The 17,929-nt window shown below is 56.8% G+C and carries 19 protein-coding genes; 14 read left to right on the top strand and 5 right to left on the bottom strand.

Annotation, left to right across the window (positions count from 1 at the left end; translation table 11 throughout):
- Window positions 1-30: 30 nt before the first annotated feature.
- The 14 genes from trpS (at window position 31) to ACR0M3_RS08255 (ending at window position 12,382) form a co-directional block, all read left to right on the top strand.
- A complete protein-coding gene (gene trpS, locus ACR0M3_RS08190) occupies window positions 31-1,059 on the top strand; it encodes a tryptophan--tRNA ligase (protein WP_480773314.1) in 1,029 nt (342 codons plus the stop codon).
- A gap of 59 nt (window positions 1,060-1,118) precedes the next feature.
- Window positions 1,119-1,982 (top strand): branched-chain amino acid aminotransferase, encoded by an 864-nt coding sequence (locus ACR0M3_RS08195; protein ID WP_480910215.1) that lies wholly within the window; start codon window positions 1,119-1,121, stop codon window positions 1,980-1,982.
- A gap of 77 nt (window positions 1,983-2,059) precedes the next feature.
- Entirely contained in the window at window positions 2,060-2,515 is a 456-nt protein-coding gene (locus ACR0M3_RS08200; RefSeq protein ID WP_267366250.1) for a universal stress protein, read from the top strand.
- Between the two features lie 9 nt (window positions 2,516-2,524).
- Window positions 2,525-3,118 carry a DsbA family protein gene (locus ACR0M3_RS08205; RefSeq protein WP_480545906.1) on the top strand — a complete coding sequence of 198 codons (594 nt, stop codon included), beginning with the start codon at window positions 2,525-2,527 and terminating at the stop codon, window positions 3,116-3,118.
- A gap of 69 nt (window positions 3,119-3,187) precedes the next feature.
- Window positions 3,188-3,751, top strand: a complete 564-nt coding sequence (locus ACR0M3_RS08210) for a NifU family protein (RefSeq protein ID WP_267366253.1) — start codon at window positions 3,188-3,190, stop codon at window positions 3,749-3,751.
- Window positions 3,741-4,331: a tRNA (adenosine(37)-N6)-threonylcarbamoyltransferase complex dimerization subunit type 1 TsaB gene (gene tsaB, locus ACR0M3_RS08215; RefSeq protein WP_480910217.1), complete on the top strand. Its 591-nt coding sequence runs from the start codon at window positions 3,741-3,743 to the stop codon at window positions 4,329-4,331. The genes ACR0M3_RS08210 and tsaB overlap by 11 nt, the downstream gene beginning before the upstream one ends.
- A complete protein-coding gene (locus ACR0M3_RS08220) occupies window positions 4,328-4,741 on the top strand; it encodes a GNAT family N-acetyltransferase (protein WP_480910219.1) in 414 nt (137 codons plus the stop codon). Before tsaB ends, ACR0M3_RS08220 begins: the two co-directional genes overlap by 4 nt.
- Window positions 4,742-4,898: 157 nt before the next feature.
- Window positions 4,899-5,897, top strand: coding sequence for a BMP family lipoprotein (locus ACR0M3_RS08225; protein ID WP_480483186.1), 999 nt, complete (start codon window positions 4,899-4,901; stop codon window positions 5,895-5,897).
- A gap of 95 nt (window positions 5,898-5,992) precedes the next feature.
- Entirely contained in the window at window positions 5,993-7,522 is a 1,530-nt protein-coding gene (locus tag ACR0M3_RS08230; RefSeq protein ID WP_480910221.1) for an ABC transporter ATP-binding protein, read from the top strand.
- Between the two features lies 1 nt (window position 7,523).
- Entirely contained in the window at window positions 7,524-8,618 is a 1,095-nt protein-coding gene (locus ACR0M3_RS08235) for an ABC transporter permease (RefSeq protein WP_480910223.1), read from the top strand.
- Window positions 8,618-9,586, top strand: a complete 969-nt coding sequence (locus tag ACR0M3_RS08240; RefSeq protein WP_267363835.1) for an ABC transporter permease — start codon at window positions 8,618-8,620, stop codon at window positions 9,584-9,586. The genes ACR0M3_RS08235 and ACR0M3_RS08240 overlap by 1 nt, the downstream gene beginning before the upstream one ends.
- Window positions 9,587-9,676: 90 nt before the next feature.
- A complete protein-coding gene (locus tag ACR0M3_RS08245) occupies window positions 9,677-10,600 on the top strand; it encodes a sulfite exporter TauE/SafE family protein (protein WP_480910225.1) in 924 nt (307 codons plus the stop codon).
- 91 nt (window positions 10,601-10,691) lie between these two features.
- Complete coding sequence (locus ACR0M3_RS08250) at window positions 10,692-11,612, top strand: sulfite exporter TauE/SafE family protein (protein WP_209506479.1); 921 nt, start codon at window positions 10,692-10,694, stop codon at window positions 11,610-11,612.
- A gap of 2 nt (window positions 11,613-11,614) precedes the next feature.
- Window positions 11,615-12,382 carry a TIGR02186 family protein gene (locus ACR0M3_RS08255; protein WP_480585601.1) on the top strand — a complete coding sequence of 256 codons (768 nt, stop codon included), beginning with the start codon at window positions 11,615-11,617 and terminating at the stop codon, window positions 12,380-12,382.
- A gap of 3 nt (window positions 12,383-12,385) precedes the next feature.
- Here ACR0M3_RS08255 and ACR0M3_RS08260 read toward each other — a convergent pair whose 3' ends face one another.
- From ACR0M3_RS08260 to ccrA, 5 genes are all read right to left on the bottom strand, one after another.
- Entirely contained in the window at window positions 12,386-13,114 is a 729-nt protein-coding gene (locus tag ACR0M3_RS08260) for an SDR family oxidoreductase (RefSeq protein WP_480585598.1), read from the bottom strand.
- Entirely contained in the window at window positions 13,102-14,643 is a 1,542-nt protein-coding gene (locus ACR0M3_RS08265) for an ATP-dependent DNA helicase (protein ID WP_480910228.1), read from the bottom strand. The genes ACR0M3_RS08260 and ACR0M3_RS08265 overlap by 13 nt, the downstream gene beginning before the upstream one ends.
- A gap of 60 nt (window positions 14,644-14,703) precedes the next feature.
- The gene (locus ACR0M3_RS08270; protein WP_267363827.1) at window positions 14,704-15,342 is read right to left on the bottom strand and encodes an acyl-homoserine-lactone synthase; all 639 of its coding nucleotides are present in this window, start codon (window positions 15,340-15,342) and stop codon (window positions 14,704-14,706) included.
- An 82-nt stretch (window positions 15,343-15,424) separates the two neighbouring features.
- Window positions 15,425-16,144, bottom strand: coding sequence for a helix-turn-helix transcriptional regulator (locus ACR0M3_RS08275; RefSeq protein WP_209506490.1), 720 nt, complete (start codon window positions 16,142-16,144; stop codon window positions 15,425-15,427).
- Between the two features lie 367 nt (window positions 16,145-16,511).
- The gene (gene ccrA / locus ACR0M3_RS08280; protein ID WP_267363824.1) at window positions 16,512-17,795 is read right to left on the bottom strand and encodes a crotonyl-CoA carboxylase/reductase; all 1,284 of its coding nucleotides are present in this window, start codon (window positions 17,793-17,795) and stop codon (window positions 16,512-16,514) included.
- Window positions 17,796-17,929 lie beyond the last annotated feature (134 nt).

Here is a 17,929-nt window from a genome sequence, read left to right on the forward strand (position 1 = left end):
GCTGATTTTTCCAGACAGGAGTTCCCTTTGATGACTGAGTCCCAATTCACGCCACGCGTGTTTTCCGGTGCGCAGCCTTCGGGCAATTTGCATCTCGGCAACTATCTCGGGGCGCTTCGGAACTGGGTGAGAATGCAGAGCGAGGAATTTGAGACTATCTATTGCATGGTCGATCTGCACGCGATCACCGTCTGGCAAGACCCAACCGAGTTGCAGCATGCAACGCGGGAGCTTTGTGCCGGTTACATCGCTTCCGGTCTAAACCCGGAAAAATCAATCTTGTTCAACCAAAGTCAGGTGCCGGAACACGCGCAACTGGCCTGGATATTCAACTGTGTCGCGCGCATGGGTTGGATGCAGCGCATGACCCAGTGGAAGGACAAGGCGGGCAAAAACCAGCAGAACGCTTCGCTTGGCCTGTTTGCCTACCCTGCTCTGATGGCAGCCGATATTCTGATCTATCACGCAACCCATGTGCCAGTTGGAGAAGACCAGAAACAGCATCTGGAGTTGACCCGCGACATCGCCATAAAATTCAACAACGATTTTGGCGTCGATTTCTTTCCCATCACCGAGCCGGTGATCGAAGGGTCAGCCACAAGGGTCATGAGCTTGCGGGATGGGTCCAAGAAGATGTCAAAGTCCGACCCCTCGGACATGAGCCGGATCAACCTGACCGATGATGCCGATGCGATCGCCAAGAAAATCCGCAAGGCCAAGACCGACCCTGACGCTTTGCCGTCGGATGTCGAAGGTCTGGAGGGCCGCCCGGAAGCGCGCAATCTGGTCAATATTTACGCAGCACTCAGCGACCAGAGCATCGACCAGGTTCTGGCCGAAATTGGGGGCAAGCAGTTCGGTGATTTCAAACCGATGTTGGCTGATCTGGCAGTCGCCAAGCTGGCCCCAATCTCGACTGAGATGTCGCGTCTTATGGGGGAACAGGCCGAGATTGACCGGATTCTGGCTCACGGAGCCGAGCGCGCGCGTCAGATCGCCGCTCCGATCCTGCAAAAGACCTATGAAATCGTCGGTATGGTCGGATCAGCATCACGCTGAATGCACTGGACCTTCGCCTGACGCCCTCCTAGGGTCTGCCTGAACCACAGGAGGGCGTCATGGCAACCGGCAAAAACATCCGGACCTATTTTCAGGGCCAATGGCATGACGGGGATACTCCCATCATGCGCGCAGCGGATCACGGAGCGTGGCTAGGGTCTTCGGTCTTTGACGGCGCCCGTTATTTCGACGGGTTGGCCCCTGATCTGCACGCCCATTGCGCCCGGGTGAACCGGTCCGCCGAAGCCCTGATGCTGACACCTACCATGACAACCGAGCAGATGGTCGAATTGGTGCATGAAGGGTTGCAAGCCTACAGCCCTGACACGGCTGTCTATATCCGCCCGATGTATTGGGGCATTGACGGCGATAGCACGGCAATCGTTCCGCAGGAAAACAGCACAGGGTTTGCCATCTGTCTGGAAGAAATCCCGATGGCACCGGAAACGGCTTCAGCCACGCTGTCGACCACGCGGTTCCGTCGCCCGGTACTGGAATCAGCAGTGGTCAACGCCAAGGCCGGGTGCCTTTACCCCAACAATGCGCGCATGTTGCAAGAGGCGCGCTCCAAAGGGTTCTCGAACGCACTGGTCGCTGACGCGATGGGCAATGTGGCCGAAACGGCAACGGCCAACATCTTCATGGTCAAGGATGGCGAGGTCTTTACCCCGATCCCCAACGGCACATTTTTGGCAGGGATCACGCGGGCGCGACATATCAAGAATCTGCGCGAGGATGGTGTCACAGTTCATGAAACGGTCTTGGGTTTCGAGGATTTTCACCAGGCGGACGAGGTTTTCATGTCCGGCAATATGAGCAAGATCACACCGGTGACTGCGCTGGAGGACACACAGTTTCAGGTTGGTCCCATTGCCCGCCGTGCCCGCACACTTTACTGGGACTGGGCTGCAAGCGAACGCTAGTACATCGACATGAACGTGTCCGAGTTGCCAGCACGCAAACGCTCGGGCATGATCCCTTAAAATTGAAGAGGACACCCATGCGTAAGTTCTTAGTTGTTCTGGATGACAGCCGTGAATGCCTGAACGCAATGCGGTTCGCCGCGATGCGTGCCGCGCATACAGGTGGTGGCGTGACGATCTTGTCGGTTATTCCGCCGGACGAGTTCAATCACTGGATCGGTGTTGCCGAAACCATGCGCGAAGAAGCCCGGGAACGTATCCATGCCCATTTCGAAGTCTTCGCCAAATGGATGCGCGACAAACAGAATGTAGAACCTGAACTGGCCATTCGCGAAGGTGATCCGGTGCCGCAGATCATCGAACACGTTCAGTCTGACCCTGAGATCGGCGTTCTTGTTCTTGGGGCGGGGACTGACAAGAAAGGCCCCGGCCCGCTGGTGACTCAGCTCACAAAAAACTCTGGCAGCCTACCGATCCCGATCACGATTGTTCCCGGTGACCTGAGCAAGGAAAAGTTGGAAGAAATCACCTGAGGATCGAACATGGCGAAGACGTTGCAGTTCTGGTTCGACTTCGCCTCGACCTATTCCTATCTCAGCGCGATGCGGATCGAACAGGCCGCGCAGGACAAAGGTGTCTCGGTTGACTGGCAGCCTTTTCTGTTGGGTCCGATTTTCGCGGATCAGGGATGGCGCACGTCGCCGTTCAACCTGTATCCGGCCAAAGGGCGCTATATGTGGCGCGACATGGAACGTCTTTGCGGCACAAGACGGCTGCCGTTGGTTCGGCCTGACCCATTCCCGCAAAACTCGCTCACGGCAGCGCGCCTGGCTCTGGCCCTTGCGCATCGCGAAGAACGGGCTTCCTTCGCAAAGGCTGTCTTCAGCGCTGAATTCGGGGACGGGAGGAACATCTCTGACGAAGGCGTGCTTGAGGATTGCCTGAAGATGGCAGGTCTGCCTGCGGCAGTGATGAATCGTGCAAAAGATCCGAGCATCAAGGCTGCGCTGTTCGAGCAATCCGCGCGCGCAAAAGCACTTGGCCTGTTCGGCGCACCCAGTTTTGTTGCAGGGACAGAGTTGTTTTGGGGAGATGACCGGCTGGATGACGCGATTCGTTACGCGGTCACGATTTAGAATCGTTCCAAATATTGACTTCTCCGACCCCTGAGCGCATATCAGAAACACCTCAGACGGAGCTGCCTCATGTTCATCCAGACCGAATCCACCCCAAACCCGGCCACGTTGAAATTTCTGCCCGGCCAAACGGTGCTTGAGGCTGGAACCGCGGATTTCCCGACAGCCGAGGCTGGTGATAAGTCCCCACTGGCCAAACGAATCTTTGCCGTAAACGGCGTGACCGGTGTGTTCTTTGGAAACGACTTTGTCACGGTGACCAAATCCGACGATGTTCAGTGGGATCACATCAAACCTGCAATTCTTGGCGCAGTGATGGAGCATTATCAATCCGGTCAACCCGTCATGGGTGCCGACGCGGCAGCGGCCTCGGGTCATGCCGAACATACCGGAGAAGATGCAGAAATCGTCAACCAGATCAAAGACCTGCTGGACAGCCGCGTGCGCCCGGCCGTAGCACAGGATGGTGGCGACATCACCTTTCATGGTTTTGATCGCGGCATCGTCTACCTGCACATGCAAGGTGCCTGCGCGGGGTGCCCGTCATCAACCCTGACACTGAAGATGGGTATCGAAAACCTGCTGCGCCATTACATCCCCGAAGTGACTGAGGTTCGCCCAGTTGCCGTCTGACCCGACGATCCTGGCATTTGATACATCGGCCGCGCATTGCGCGGCCGCTTTGTTGCGTGGCAGTGTGATCGCAGTATCCCGTGTCGAAGGCATGTCGCGGGGTCAAGCCGAACGATTGATGCCCTTGCTGCAAGAAGTGCTGACCGAGGCCGGTTGCGTATGGGCCGATCTGGACGCTATCGGTGTTGGGATTGGGCCCGGTAATTTCACGGGTATACGCATCTCGGTCTCTGCCGCCCGGGGCCTTGCCTTGGGCCTTGGCGTCCCGGCGGTGGGCGTTTCTGGATTCGATGCTCTGATTGAACTGGCAGAAGAGGGACAGCTACCAGCCATCCCTGCGCCGCGCGAACAGGTGTATGTACAACTTCCCGGAACCGGCCCTTGCCTTTTGCCCAGGGACGAGGCCGAACAGCATGGGCCTTTGTATGTCTGCTCCGACCCCGCATTGCAGGTACAAGCCGTTGCCAGACATGCCGCAAGACGATGGCGCAAGGTCAGTGCACCTCCGGCCCCGCTATATGTCAGACCTGCGGACGCAGCCCCGTCCCGAGATGTGCCGCCTGTGTTACTGGACCAATGACGCCTTACGAGATGGCAGCGACACATGCAGCGGCATTCACCCAGTCACGCCCCTGGACTGCCGATGAATTCGCCAGCCTTTTGGAGAACCGGTTCACTGACTGCGTTGGGGATGCCCGTTGCTTTGCCCTTTTTCAGGTGATCGCGGGTGAGGCAGAGTTGCTGACGATTGCGACTCACCCCGCGTTTCAAAGACAAGGTCTGGGGTTTCAGACCATGCGCAACTGGCACGACCGGGCAGTCACTTTGCAGGCAAACCGCGCTTTTCTGGACGTGGCCGCCGACAATGTTGCAGCAATCGCGCTGTATAGGCAATGCGGGTATCGCCAGTGCGGTCGGCGCAAGGGGTATTATTCCAGAAAAACAGGCCCAAATATCGATGCTCTTGTGATGGAACGCCCACTGCCCTAACGGCAACCAAAGATTTTTAGACCATTTGGTCAGAAATCAATTGACCATGACGGTTGCAAACGTCCTTAATTCCCGCCATCACAACACTTATGCTCGCTAAAAGTGGGTAAACGGGGCTAATCTGACTTCGTGCCAACAAAAAAAATGGGAGACTTAAATGACCCTGATGAAATCCTTGATGGGTGCTGCCGCTGCTGTCGCTCTGACCGCAGGTGCAGCTTTCGCTGAACCGGCGCTGATCTTTGACCTGGGCGGCAAGTTCGACAAATCTTTCAACGAAGCCGCATATAATGGCGCGCAGCGTTGGGCCGATGAGACCGGCGGCGAATACCGCGAGATCGAGATCCAGTCGGAAGCACAGCGCGAACAGGCTCTGCGCCGTTTCGCAGAATCAGGTGCCAACCCGATCATCACCATGGGCTTTGGTATGGCTGATCCATTGTCGGCCGTTGCAGGCGACTATCCTGAAACCAAATTCGTGGCTGTCGACGTGAACTGGCTGGACATCCCCAACATCCGCCAGATCGGCTTTGCCGAGCATGAAGGATCGTACCTGGTTGGCATGATGGCAGCGATGGCATCGAAATCGGGCACCGTTGGCTTTATCGGCGGTATGGACATTCCGCTGATCCGCCACTTTGGCTGCGGATACGCACAAGGCGCCAAAGCCGTGAACCCGGACATCAATGTTGTCGCCAACATGACCGGCACCACCCCTGCCGCGTGGAACGATCCTGTAAAAGGTTCGGAACTTACAAAAGCTCAGATCAGCCAGGGTGCTGACGTGATCTATGCCGCGGCTGGTGGTACAGGTGTAGGCGTTCTGCAAACGGCAGCTGACGAAGGCATCCTGTCGATCGGCGTGGACAGCAACCAGAACCACCTGCATCCGGGCAAGGTCCTGACGTCGATGCTGAAGCGTGTGGACGTCGCGGTGTATGACGCGATGAAAGCAGGTGACGCCGTAGAAACTGGCGTGTTCACAATGGGTCTGGCCGAGGAAGGTGTTGGCGTCGCCATGGACGATAACAACAAAGAGCTTGTTTCGGCCCAAATGAACGATGCGGTGGAAGAAGCCCGCAAAGCCATCATCAACGGCGATATCACCGTTGTCAGCTATTACGAGAACGACAGCTGCCCCGCACTGCAGTTCTGATACCGCGCGGGGCGGAAGGAACCCTTCCGCCCTGCCATCCACTCTGCCATCCGTGCCACCTGCCGGATGGGCTTTTCGGCAGTTGAGGGTAAGACATGACCGTCCCCGCCATTGAGCTCAAAGGGATTTCCAAATCCTTTGGGCCGGTTCAGGCCAACAAAGACATCTCAATCAGCGTCGCCCCCGGTACGATCCATGGGATCATCGGTGAAAACGGTGCGGGCAAATCCACGCTGATGAGCATCCTCTACGGCTTTTACAAAGCCGACAAAGGTGAAATTTGGATCAACGGAACAAAGACCGAAATCCCTGACAGCCAGGCGGCTATCGCCTCGGGCATCGGGATGGTGTTTCAGCATTTCAAGCTGGTGGAGAATTTCACGGTTCTGGAAAACATCGTTCTGGGTGCTGAAGATGGCGGCCTTCTGGCTCCGTCTCTGGCCAAGGCCCGCAAAGAGCTGAAAGAACTGGAAGAAGAATACGAACTGTTCGTTGACCCCGACAAACGCATTGATGAGATCGGTGTGGGGATGCAGCAGCGTGTCGAAATTTTGAAGGCATTGTATCGCAAGGCCGAGATTCTGATTCTGGATGAACCGACTGGTGTTCTGACCCCGGCTGAGGCTGACCAGCTGTTCCGTATTCTGGATCGTCTGCGGGCCGAAGGGAAAACGATCATCGTGATCACCCACAAGCTGCGCGAAATCATGGAAAACACCGATACCGTCTCGGTCATGCGCCGTGGGCAGATGACAGCTACGGTGAAAACTTTGGACACCAGCCCTGAAGAACTGGCCGAGCTGATGGTAGGCCGCAAGGTTTTGCTGCAAGTCGACAAGGTGCCTGCGACGCCGGGCAAACCCATCCTTGAGATCGAAAAGCTGAGCGTTTTCGATTCCGCCGGTGTTGAACGGGTCAAAGGTATCGACCTGACCGTGCGTGCCGGTGAGATCGTCGGTATTGCCGGTGTGGCGGGCAATGGGCAGTCGGAACTGCTGGAGGTTCTGGGCGGGATGCGTCCGGGACAAGGCTCGATCAAGCTGAACGGCGAACCGCTGGCACTAAGCGGTGCCGGATCAGACGGTCAGGCGCGTCGTGCACAGCGCATCGCGCATGTGCCCGAAGACCGTCAGCGCGAAGGCCTGATTATGGATTTCCACGCGTGGGAGAACGTGGCCTTTGGCTATCACCGGGACCCCGCTTATCAGCGTGGCCTGTTCATGGACAATTCCGCGCTGCGCGCTGATACCGAAGCCAAGATCGAGAAATTCGATGTTCGGCCACCGGATCCTTGGCTTGCCGCCAAGAGCTTTTCGGGCGGGAACCAGCAGAAAATCGTCGTTGCCCGCGAAATCGAGCGAAACCCTGACCTGCTGCTGGTCGGCCAGCCGACACGTGGCGTTGATATTGGTGCGATCGAGTTCATTCACAAGCAGATCGTTGCCCTGCGCGACCAAGGCAAGGCGATCCTGCTGGTTTCGGTTGAGTTGGAAGAGATCTTCTCGCTGTCCGACCGGATCGCAGTGATGTTCGACGGGCATATCATGGGCGAACGCCTGCCCAATGAAACAGATGAAAAAGAACTTGGCCTGCTGATGGCCGGTGTTGCAGGAGAGGCCGCGTAGGATGGAAAAAATGCCTAAATGGGCAGATGTTGTTCTGATCCCGCTGATCAGTCTGATGCTGGCCGCTATCCTGTCGGCGCTGGTCATTCTCGCCATCGGAGAAAACCCCGTCGAGGCTGTTAAGCTGATGGTTTCGGGCGCGTTGGGGTCAACCTATGGCTGGGGCTATACGCTCTATTACGCGACGAATTTCATGTTTACCGGTCTTGCGGTCGCCGTCGCATTCCACGCCCGCTTGTTCAACATCGGTGGCGAAGGTCAGGCGATGTTGGGCGGTCTTGGGGTGGCCATGGTTTGCCTTTACGTCGACTGGCCGCATTGGAGTATTGCATTGCTTGCAGCTTGCGCTGCATCAATGCTGTTCGGCGCGTTTTGGGCCACTATCCCGGCCTATCTTCAGGCTAAGCGCGGCAGCCATATCGTGATCACCACGATCATGTTCAATTTTATTGCCGCTGCCTTTCTGAACTACATGCTGGTCAATGTCATGCGCCCGCAAGGGTCGCAGGACCCGGCAACCGCACGGTTCCCCGAATCCGTCCATCTGCCAACGTTCCAGTCAATGTTCTCAACCGCAGAGAACGTGGTGTTCCGGGGGGCTCCGGTAAACATTACGTTCTTCATCGCTTTGCTGGCCTGTGTCGTCGTCTGGGCGCTGATCTGGCGGACCCGGCTGGGCTATGAAATCCGTGCTTACGGCCACTCAGAAACCGGCGCGGTCTATGCCGGCATCTCGCCGGTTCGCATTACCATTGTTGCGATGCTGATCTCGGGTGCGCTGGCAGGTCTGATGGCCATCAACAACGTTATGGGCGAGGCGGAGCGCCTTGTCCTGAACTCGACCGAGGGTGCTGGGTTCATCGGGATTGCAGTGGCCCTTATGGGGCGATCACATCCTTTCGGCGTATTGCTGGCCGCGCTTTTGTTCGGGTTCCTGTATCAGGGCGGGGCCGAGCTGGCACTGTGGGCATCGATCCCCCGCGAACTGATCGTGGTCATTCAGGCGCTGGTGATCCTGTTCACTGGGGCACTGGACAACATGGTACGGATGCCGCTTGAGAAACTGTTCCTTGGTATGCGGAAGAGGGCAGAGTAATGGACTTCTTTGTAACCCTCATCCAGGTTCTGGATTCGACCATCCGCCTTTCCACGCCGCTTTTGCTGGCCTGTTTGGCCGGTCTGTATTCGGAACGGGCTGGCATTTTCGACATCGGGCTGGAAGGTAAGATGCTGGTAGCCGCGTTCTTTTCTGCGGCTGTCGCGGCGGTTACAGGGTCAGTCTGGCTGGGCCTGCTGGCTGGTATCGGATCGTCACTGGTGCTGTCAGGACTGCACGGGTTGGCATCGATAACCTTCCGGGGCAACCAGCTGATCTCGGGTGTCGCCATCAACTTTCTTGCCTCGGGCCTGACGGTGCTTGTCGCCCAAAGCTGGTTCCAGCAGGGCGGTCGCACGCCCTCGCTCTTTGGTGGCGGCCGGTTCGAGCCTATCAATTTTCCATTTTCCGACGCGCTCGGAGGGGTTCCGATTGTCGGCCCGATCTATTCCGAACTGCTCTCAGGCCATTCCATCCTTGTCTATGTCGCATTCCTGATGGTCCCAGCGACATGGTGGGTGCTCTTCCGCACACGGTTCGGCCTGCGCCTGCGAGCTGTGGGTGAAAACCCGGCAGCGGTCGACACAGCAGGCGTGTCCGTGGTTGGCCTGCGCTTCGCAGCCGTCGCGATCTGTGGTGTACTTTGTGGTATTGCAGGTGCTTACCTGGCAACGGCTTTGCAGGCTGGGTTCGTCAAGGAAATGACCGCTGGTCGCGGCTTTATTGCACTGGCTGCCCTGATCTTTGCCAAATGGCGCCCGTGGCACGCCATGTGGGCCTGTTTGCTGTTTGGCCTGCTTCAGGCCGTAGCACTTCGATTCCAGAACATCGATCTTGGCGGCATAGTGATTCCGGTCCAGGTGATGGATGCCCTGCCCTATATTCTGACAGTGGTTATTCTGGCCGGGTTTGTTGGCAAGGCCGTACCACCGCGTGCAGGCGGAGAGCCCTACATCAAGGAGCGCTAATAAGGCCAGTTCCGAAATGAGTTTCGGTCCTGTTCGCTGCAAGGCGGCATGCAGAGTTGATTTTGCATGCCGCAACCGTTCTAAGAGGGTATGCACGTATACCTTCCCATAGCCGAAGTTTCTGTCAGCCCATTCCTGCTGTTGGGGATCGGTGGGGTCGTCGGTGTTTTATCCGGCATGTTCGGGGTCGGCGGAGGATTTTTGATCACTCCGCTGCTGTTTTTTATCGGCATTCCCCCGGCGGTTGCCGTGGCCACATCGGCCAATCAGGTTGTCGCCTCTTCTATTTCGGGATTGCTGGCGCATCTCAGGCGCAAGACCGTGGACCTAAAGATGGGAAGCGTTCTGCTGACCGGAGGGTTGTTTGGCGCGGCCCTGGGTATGCTGGTTTTCAATTTTCTCAAACACCTCGGTCAGGTCGATCTGGCTGTACAGATTTGCTACGTCGTGTTTCTGGGGGCCATCGGGACCCTCATGTTCATCGAAAGTCTTGCCGCCATCCGAAAGGCCAGCAAGTCCGGTACTCAATCTGCCCCCAAGCGACGCCAGCGTACATGGGTTCACACACTGCCCTTCAAGATGCGGTTTCGGGCATCAAGCCTTTATATCTCGGTTATACCACCTGCGCTGGTCGGGTTTGGCGTTGGCATCCTGTCTGCGATCATGGGTGTCGGCGGAGGGTTCATCATGGTGCCCGCGATGATCTATGTTCTTGGCATCCCAACCAAAGTGGTTATCGGAACATCCCTGTTACAGATCATTTTCGTCGCCGGTTTCACAACCATGATACATGCATCGACAAATTTCAGCGTCGACATAGTCCTTGCCCTGTTCCTGTTGACCGGCGGAGTTCTGGGCGCACAGTTGGGGACGCAGATCGGTGCGCGTCTGAAAGCAGAACAGCTGCGCATTCTACTCGCGCTTCTTGTCATGAGTGTTGCCGGAAAGATCGGATTTGACCTTCTGTTGCCGCCAATAGAGATCTTTTCTCTGGCAGAACCGGGAGGGGTATGATGTTGATTGATCCGCGCCACGCGACAATTACCGCTCTTGAACTCGAGTGTGATAGAAGGCAAGCCAAGACCCAGCGCAAAGTGACGGTATCATGCATATTTACCTGCCCATAGCCGAAGTCTCGGTAAATGCATTTCTACTCCTTGGTCTGGGTGGAATGGTTGGAATTCTGTCGGGGATGTTCGGGGTCGGCGGCGGGTTCCTCATGACGCCGCTGCTGTTCTTCATTGGCATACCACCGGCTGTTGCGGTTGCGACCGAGGCCAATCAGATTGTTGCCTCGTCTTTTTCCGGGGTGCTGGCCCATTTTCGACGAAAGACCGTAGACCTCAAGATGGGTACGGTATTGTTAACAGGTGGTCTGATCGGGGCCGCGTTGGGTGTTGTTGTCTTTAACTACCTAAAAAGCCTGGGCCAGGTCGACCTTCTGGTAACCCTTTGTTACGTGGTCTTCCTTGGTATCATTGGCAGTCTGATGTTCATCGAAAGCCTGAGGGCGCTGCGCAAAGCCAAAAAAGGCGGGGCAGCGCCAGCCAAGCGCCGCCAACGTGGCTGGGTTCATTCAATGCCCTTCAAGATGCGCTTTCGCACATCAGGTCTTTATATCTCGGTCATTCCACCGGCTGTGGTTGGTCTAAGCGTCGGGGTCTTGTCCGCGATCATGGGTGTCGGTGGCGGTTTCATCATGGTCCCGGCGATGATCTACCTGCTGGGAATGCCTACCAAAGTCGTTGTCGGCACATCGTTGTTTCAGATCATCTTTGTAACTGCATTTACAACAATGCTGCACGCGACCACCAACTATACAGTGGACATCGTCCTGGCGGTTTTGCTGCTGGTCGGAGGCGTCGTCGGCGCTCAGATCGGAACCGTAATCGGATCGCGCATGCCGGCTGAACAGCTGCGCGTTCTGTTGGCGGCGCTGGTTCTGGTCGTCTGCGGCAAGCTGGCCCTTGATTTGCTTCTTGAACCATCCGAGCTTTATTCGCTTGGCAACAGCGGGGGGCATTGAGAATGCTGCGCTATGTCTTTGCCGCTTTGTGCCTGTTCAGCCTGCCAGCCGCTGCCGATGAAGAGCAGGTTGTCCTGGGCCTTAGCCAGGATCGTGTTGCGATCACTGCCGACTTTGACGGGTCCGAGATCCTCATTTTCGGGGCCATCAAACGGGAAACCCCTATTCCCCCAGGCCCACCGGTCGCGGTTATCGTCGCAGTTGCAGGCCCGTCCGAGCCCGTTACGGTTCGCCGCAAAGAGCGAAAGCTGGGGATATGGGTTAACACCGATAGCGTTCTGGTCGACCTGGCACCAAGCTTTTACGCGGTTGCCACCAGCGAACCGTTGGATCAAATTCTGACAGATACCGAAGACCTGCGTCACCGCATTTCGATTGAACGCGCGATCCGGTCGGTGGGAGCAGCAATGCACATCCGTGGTGCTCAGGATTTCGCAGATGCCGTAATCCGTATCCGTGAATCCGAACACCTGTATTCCATCCGCGAGAACACAGTGGCCGTGGACGAACAAACCTTGTTCCGGACGTCAATCGACATGCCCGCGGACCTCACCGAAGGGGATTATTCCGCCCGGATCTTCCTGACCCGCGGAGGAGAGGTCGTATCACAATACGAAACCACAATCGATGTCCGCAAAGTCGGGTTGGAGCGGTTTCTGTACAACATGTCCCGTCAGCAACCCGTCTGGTACGGGCTGATGTCATTGGTTATTGCAATTGCCGCGGGTTGGGGCGCGTCGACAGCGTTCCGTCTGTTGCGGGAAAACTGACACTCACCCCCTGCCGATATAGGGCATGGTCGTGGCCATGACCGTCATGAACTGCACATTCGCTTCGGGCGGCAAGGTGGCCATATGCAGAACAGACCGCGCGGCATCCTCGACCGCCATGGTCGGGTCCGGCGTCTGGCCTGCCGCCTGCGCCGCATCCACCAGATCCTGAACCATCTGCGTACGTGCGTTGCCGATATCGATCTGACCACATGCAATTCCAAAGGATCGCCCATCCAGTGAAAGGCTGCGCGTCAGCCCCGTAATGGCATGTTTGGTCGCCGAATAATGTACAGAATTCGGGCGCGGAACATGCGCAGCAATCGAGCCGTTATTGATGATCCGCCCGCCCTGCGGGCTTTGATGACGCATGATCCCAAAGGCCTCGCGCGCGCATAGAAACATACCGTTCAGGTTGACGTTGACGGTTTGATACCAATCGTCCAACGCGATTTCGTCGATTGTGCCGCCGCGGGCAAAAATACCAGCGTTGTTAAACAGAACATCAAGTCGCCCTGTCCGATCCATGAAGGCGTGGAACGCCTGTTTGACGGCGTCCGGGTCGGTCACATCTGCGGGTAATGCTATGGCCGCCGGGTATTCCTGCGCGAGGGCATTCAGCTTGTCCGCGCTGCGCGCCAGCAGCCCGACCGTCCAGCCCTGCACCAGAAAAAGCTCGGCGGTGGCCCGACCTATGCCAGAGCTTGCACCAGTTACGATTATGGAACCCATGTCTCTTCTGTCTCCAGTGTGAGTGAAACTGCGGGGACCGCGCGCAAATCATCAATCTGCAACGGGTGGGTGGGTTTCGACAGCCGGTTACGGACCACCCAGATCAAACGCTCTTGTGCGCGGGTGATCGCAACATAAGCCAAACGCTTCCACAAAGGTTGCCCGGCCTCGGAACGGCCCATACGGGCCGCGGCGTAAATGTCAGGGGCAAACACCTGAACCGTGTCCCACTGTGATCCTTGTGCCTTATGTATAGTCACCGCAGCCCCGTGCAAAAACGTCGCCCCCATGCGGGCAGCAAAAGGAATGAAGGGCTCTTCCTCATCCGGTTTTTCGATCTGGACAATCGACGCAGCGCTGACCTGTGGGTCTTCGGCCCCCATCACATGCAAGCGCGAAAACCCCGGTTTGCGACCGGGACCAAGATAAACAACCTGGGCTCCTTTGATCAGGCCGCGCGCCTCAAGATCCAACCGCTTCTTGCGGTGCTTCAACGGCAACTCGATCCCGTCGCAGATCAGCGGCTCGCCTTCCAAAAGCTCTGTATCCGGTGCGCCATGAACTTGCCTGAACGCCTGTATCAAACGAATGCGCGTGGCGTTGCGCCAGACGAGAACCGGGCTGCGCGCCATCAGATCAACTTCGACCCGCTGCCCCCAAACGACCCTGTCATCCCGCCGGGCAGTGTCTTCGACCAGACGCTCAAATTCTTCATATCCCATCGACGGATCGGCAAGAGCGTGCGCCAGATCCAGGATCGGGTTATCTGCATCCTGCCGATGCACACGCTGAAGCGTCAGCTTTCGCGGTTCGGGCAAGGCTTCAAACACCATGCTGCCGGACTGATTGACCGGAGCCAGCTGTGCGGGATCACCGAACAGTAGAAGGGTCGGGAATATCTCTTTCAGGTCCTCGAACTGACGATCATCCAGCATCGACGCCTCATCGACAAACCCTATATCCAGCGGTTCCTCACGTCGTTTCCAACCAGTGATGAAATCTGAACCGCGCAATCCGGCTGCCGCCAGCGCTCCGGGGATCGATTTGTTGTTACGATAAAACGTAGCAGCACGGTCCAAAGCTTCGTCTGTCAGACCTTCGATCTCGGGGCGTTCATCATTTCCGGCCAGCCACTCGGCGATACGCTCGTATTCCGGGTCATAGACCGGCGTATAAAGGATGCGGTGAATAGTAGTTGCCGGAACACCGCGAAGGCGCAAAACACTTGCGGCTTTGTTCGTGGGGGCCAGAATGGCAAGGCTGCGCTTGTCTCTGGATTTCCGGCTTTCGTAATCGCCGGACACGACCTGAACGCCGGTCTCCGCCAGCGCCTTATATAGTTCGGCCAGTAGCAACGTTTTGCCGGACCCGGCCTTGCCGATGACAGCCATCACGCCAGACTTCCCTGCCCCCGGCAGTTTCAGAAGGGCATCGTCCTCCAGGTCGACACCGGCTGAGCGCAGCATCTCGGCGATGCTGTCATACGCGGCGGCCTGATCATCTGAGAAGGTCACGTTGGGCAAAGACATGGCGCGACCCTACAGGGCCGCGCCAACCATCACCAGATGCGGAATTGCGTTTTCCGGTCCTTAGGCAGACAAGGCAAATCGGTGCAGTTTGGATCGCCCGAAAGCCGCCTTGAACCACATGCGCGAAAGCTCACGCGGGATGCCTGCCCGTTCAGCCACGCGGTTGCAATCATCCGCTGAATAGGGCCACAACCCAACCGAGATCTGGTCACGCCCTTTGCCTTGGGTTCCAAGAACCTCGGGGGACGACCCGATCAGACGATAGATCCGGATCATACGGGCATCAAAAACACCGGCAATATGCGTCAGGCCAAAGCCTTCCATCATCTCGCCCCCGCTTAGCATGATGGCCCCGGCAGTGTGCGGGCTTGCTGTGCGGGACAGGCAGAACCGGGTCACCTCCCAGATCAGCGGGCTGCAAATCGGCTTGCCGCCGTTGAGATGCCCAAACACCTCATTGATCATTACCCGGCCTGTTGTCGGCAATACCCGCATCGACCCGCCATGGCTGCCATCCGGTTCTTCCCAGATGACATAAAGCGGGTTGAGGTCGTCGTACTCATCCCGCTCTTCTCCTTTTTTGTTGACATGGACATCCCACCCCAACCGGGTTTTGAACTGATCTGCGCGATCCTTGAACATCCCCTCAGCCAGAGTCGGAAATCTGTGTAACTCATCGGCATATAGATAACGCAACATGACTTTTCCCCTTGTCGTCCTGTGCAGGAACGAAGGGGGTACAGAGTCGTGGTTAATATTGCGTTTTGAGGACGCTCTGGCCTTAAACGACTATTAATCCCCGGCTGAGTGCCGTTGCGATTGCGTGGGTCGTGTTAAGGGCTCCGAGTTTCGACCGGGCGCTTTCAATGTAAACGCGTAGCGTGTGTTCGGAAATCGACAGGGAATGCGCCACCTGAGCACGGCTGTAACCCAGTGCCAAAAGGGTAATGGCGTCGATTTCACGGGGTGACAGGCCGCGCGTGGCATCCGGTTGCCTGTCCTTTTCAAACTCCAGCGCTTTGCGGTTGATGTAGTGCGCAACAAGAATCAACTCACGCCCGTAGGTCGAGATAAAGGTCTGCCAGGTTTGATCGTCGCAACTATGATTAACGGTAAAAAGAGCGAACTGACCGTTTGGCCCTCGGATCGGGATCGAGTATCCCTGATTGCCGACCCCATGGTCGTGGGCATCCTGAAGGAATGATTTGGCCACCTTGCTGGACCAGTCCAGCGACTTCCAGTCAACCGGGTGAAATCTCTGGAAACACCCCAGAATTACAGGGTCGATACGATGATAGTTTTTTTCCCTGTATCGTTCGTCCCAGGCGTCTGAGTATGTCGTATACCCGTATTGGTCACCTGCGCCGTCAACCCAGTGATATGTCAGATGTGCAACCTTCAAAGTGTCTCGCAGACACTCGGCGACGATGCTGAGCTCTTCAAGCGTGCTGGTGTTTTCCAAATCCTGCAGGATTTGACCCAAATCGGTTTTCGTTCCCATCCGCGGGCGCCCGTGCCTCGTTCTTCAGGGACGCGATCTCGGCCGCGGCAATCAGCCTTGTATCATCAAGCTGTTCTGCAAGCGCGCTCAACCCATTCGCAACGGCGAAAGCGTTGAGGTCCGATAGTACGTCCAATATCCACTCATTTTGCGCCATCAGGGTCTCTCTGAAACAGTTAACGAAGCGTTAACACAACCATAACATGTATGAACTTTTTCGACCTATTCACCGGTTTCTACTCCCCAAAAATAGCGGGGGTAAAAATCGCAAGCATCTGAAAGCATGAAATAGGCCTGCAAACAGCAAACCACCCGCGAACTGACAGTGCGATTCGCGGGTGGTTTTTGTCTAAGGTCCTGAACTTTATCAGCCTGCGTCCAAAACCTCCTCAAGGGTGCGCAATCCGGTACGCGGTGCCTGAACAAGCACAGACATGTTGCCCGGCTTGTGTTCATTCCGCAGCATTTTCATATGTGCTTCCGGTAGGTCGTTCCAGGCAAACACCTCGGACATACAGGGATCCAGGCGGCGCTCGACCATCAGCTTGTTCGCCGCCGCCGCCTGTTTCAGATGGGCAAAATGCGAACCCTGCAGGCGTTTCTGGTGCATCCACATGTAACGCACATCGAATGTGCAGTTAAACCCGGACGTCCCCGCACAAATCACAACCATGCCGCCTTTTTTCACCACGAAAGTCGAGACCGGGAAGGTGCTCTCGCCCGGATGCTCGAACACCATGTCGACATTGTTGCCCTTGCCGGTGATGTCCCAGATTGCCTTGCCGAATTTGCGGGCCTCTTTGAACCACTCGGCGTATTCGGGCGTATTGACCGTGGGCAGTTGACCCCAGCAATTAAAGTCGCGGCGGTTCAGAACCCCCTTTGCGCCCAGACCCATGACGAAATCACGCTTGCTTTCGTCCGAGATCACCCCGATCGCGTTTGCCCCGGCTGTGTTGATCAACTGGATTGCATAAGATCCCAGACCGCCCGAGGCACCCCAGACCAGAACGTTCTGACCCGGTTTCAGGTCATGCGGTTCGTGACCAAACAGCATACGATAAGCTGTCGCCAGTGTCAGCGTGTAGCACGCCGCTTCTTCCCAAGTCAGGTGCTTGGGGCGCGGCATCAACTGCTGAGCCTGCACGCGTGTGAACTGGCTGAATGAGCCGTCAGGTGTTTCATAGCCCCAGATCCGCTGGCTGGTCGAATACATTGGGTCGCCGCCGTTGCATTCTTCGTCGTCGCCATCGTCCTGGTTGCAGTGGATGACAACTTCGTCGCCAACCTTCCACCGCTTGACCTTGTCACCAACGGCCCAGACGATACCCGATGCATCAGAGCCCGCGACATGGTACGGTGCCTTGTGGCCATCAAAGGGGCTGATCGGCTGGCCCAGTGCAGCCCAGACACCGTTGTAATTAACGCCTGCTGCCATCACCAGAACAAGCACTTCATTGCTGTCCAGCGTGGGTACATCGACCACTTCCTGCTGCATCGCTGTGCTTGGCTCGCCATGGCGTTCCTTTCGGATGGCCCAGGCGTACATTTGTTTCGGAACATATCCCATTGGAGGGATCTCACCCATTTCATAGAGGTCTTTTTCGGGTGCCTCATACGACGCGATACCGGTTTCGGTGTCCAAAGCCATGCTGGCCTCCTTTTTCAATACTTTTGCCGCGCCGCAGAATCGCGCGCTTTATCAGATGAAATATTGGCCATCGCGAAATATTGCAACCGTTTTTGATGCGAAATTGTAATTTTATGACCCAGCAGTTGCAGAAA

The sequence above is a fragment of the Ruegeria sp. O5 genome (genome assembly GCF_056535105.1).

What these genes read in the sequence shown, in the direction of transcription:
- ACR0M3_RS08195 (WP_480910215.1), top strand. Translation starts at nt 1,119, where the DNA reads ATGGCAACCGGCAAAAACATCCGGACCTATTTTCAGGGCCAATGGCAT.
- ACR0M3_RS08255 (WP_480585601.1), top strand. Translation starts at nt 11,615, where the DNA reads ATGCTGCGCTATGTCTTTGCCGCTTTGTGCCTGTTCAGCCTGCCAGCC.
- ACR0M3_RS08240 (WP_267363835.1), top strand. Translation starts at nt 8,618, where the DNA reads ATGGACTTCTTTGTAACCCTCATCCAGGTTCTGGATTCGACCATCCGC.
- ACR0M3_RS08200 (WP_267366250.1), top strand. Translation starts at nt 2,060, where the DNA reads ATGCGTAAGTTCTTAGTTGTTCTGGATGACAGCCGTGAATGCCTGAAC.
- trpS (WP_480773314.1), top strand. Translation starts at nt 31, where the DNA reads ATGACTGAGTCCCAATTCACGCCACGCGTGTTTTCCGGTGCGCAGCCT.
- ACR0M3_RS08210 (WP_267366253.1), top strand. Translation starts at nt 3,188, where the DNA reads ATGTTCATCCAGACCGAATCCACCCCAAACCCGGCCACGTTGAAATTT.
- ACR0M3_RS08270 (WP_267363827.1), bottom strand. Translation starts at nt 15,342, where the DNA reads ATGTTGCGTTATCTATATGCCGATGAGTTACACAGATTTCCGACTCTG.
- ACR0M3_RS08235 (WP_480910223.1), top strand. Translation starts at nt 7,524, where the DNA reads ATGGAAAAAATGCCTAAATGGGCAGATGTTGTTCTGATCCCGCTGATC.
- ACR0M3_RS08220 (WP_480910219.1), top strand. Translation starts at nt 4,328, where the DNA reads ATGACGCCTTACGAGATGGCAGCGACACATGCAGCGGCATTCACCCAG.
- ACR0M3_RS08245 (WP_480910225.1), top strand. Translation starts at nt 9,677, where the DNA reads ATGCACGTATACCTTCCCATAGCCGAAGTTTCTGTCAGCCCATTCCTG.
- ACR0M3_RS08260 (WP_480585598.1), bottom strand. Translation starts at nt 13,114, where the DNA reads ATGGGTTCCATAATCGTAACTGGTGCAAGCTCTGGCATAGGTCGGGCC.
- ccrA (WP_267363824.1), bottom strand. Translation starts at nt 17,795, where the DNA reads ATGGCTTTGGACACCGAAACCGGTATCGCGTCGTATGAGGCACCCGAA.
- ACR0M3_RS08275 (WP_209506490.1), bottom strand. Translation starts at nt 16,144, where the DNA reads ATGGGAACGAAAACCGATTTGGGTCAAATCCTGCAGGATTTGGAAAAC.
- ACR0M3_RS08265 (WP_480910228.1), bottom strand. Translation starts at nt 14,643, where the DNA reads ATGTCTTTGCCCAACGTGACCTTCTCAGATGATCAGGCCGCCGCGTAT.
- ACR0M3_RS08205 (WP_480545906.1), top strand. Translation starts at nt 2,525, where the DNA reads ATGGCGAAGACGTTGCAGTTCTGGTTCGACTTCGCCTCGACCTATTCC.
- ACR0M3_RS08230 (WP_480910221.1), top strand. Translation starts at nt 5,993, where the DNA reads ATGACCGTCCCCGCCATTGAGCTCAAAGGGATTTCCAAATCCTTTGGG.
- ACR0M3_RS08250 (WP_209506479.1), top strand. Translation starts at nt 10,692, where the DNA reads ATGCATATTTACCTGCCCATAGCCGAAGTCTCGGTAAATGCATTTCTA.
- ACR0M3_RS08225 (WP_480483186.1), top strand. Translation starts at nt 4,899, where the DNA reads ATGACCCTGATGAAATCCTTGATGGGTGCTGCCGCTGCTGTCGCTCTG.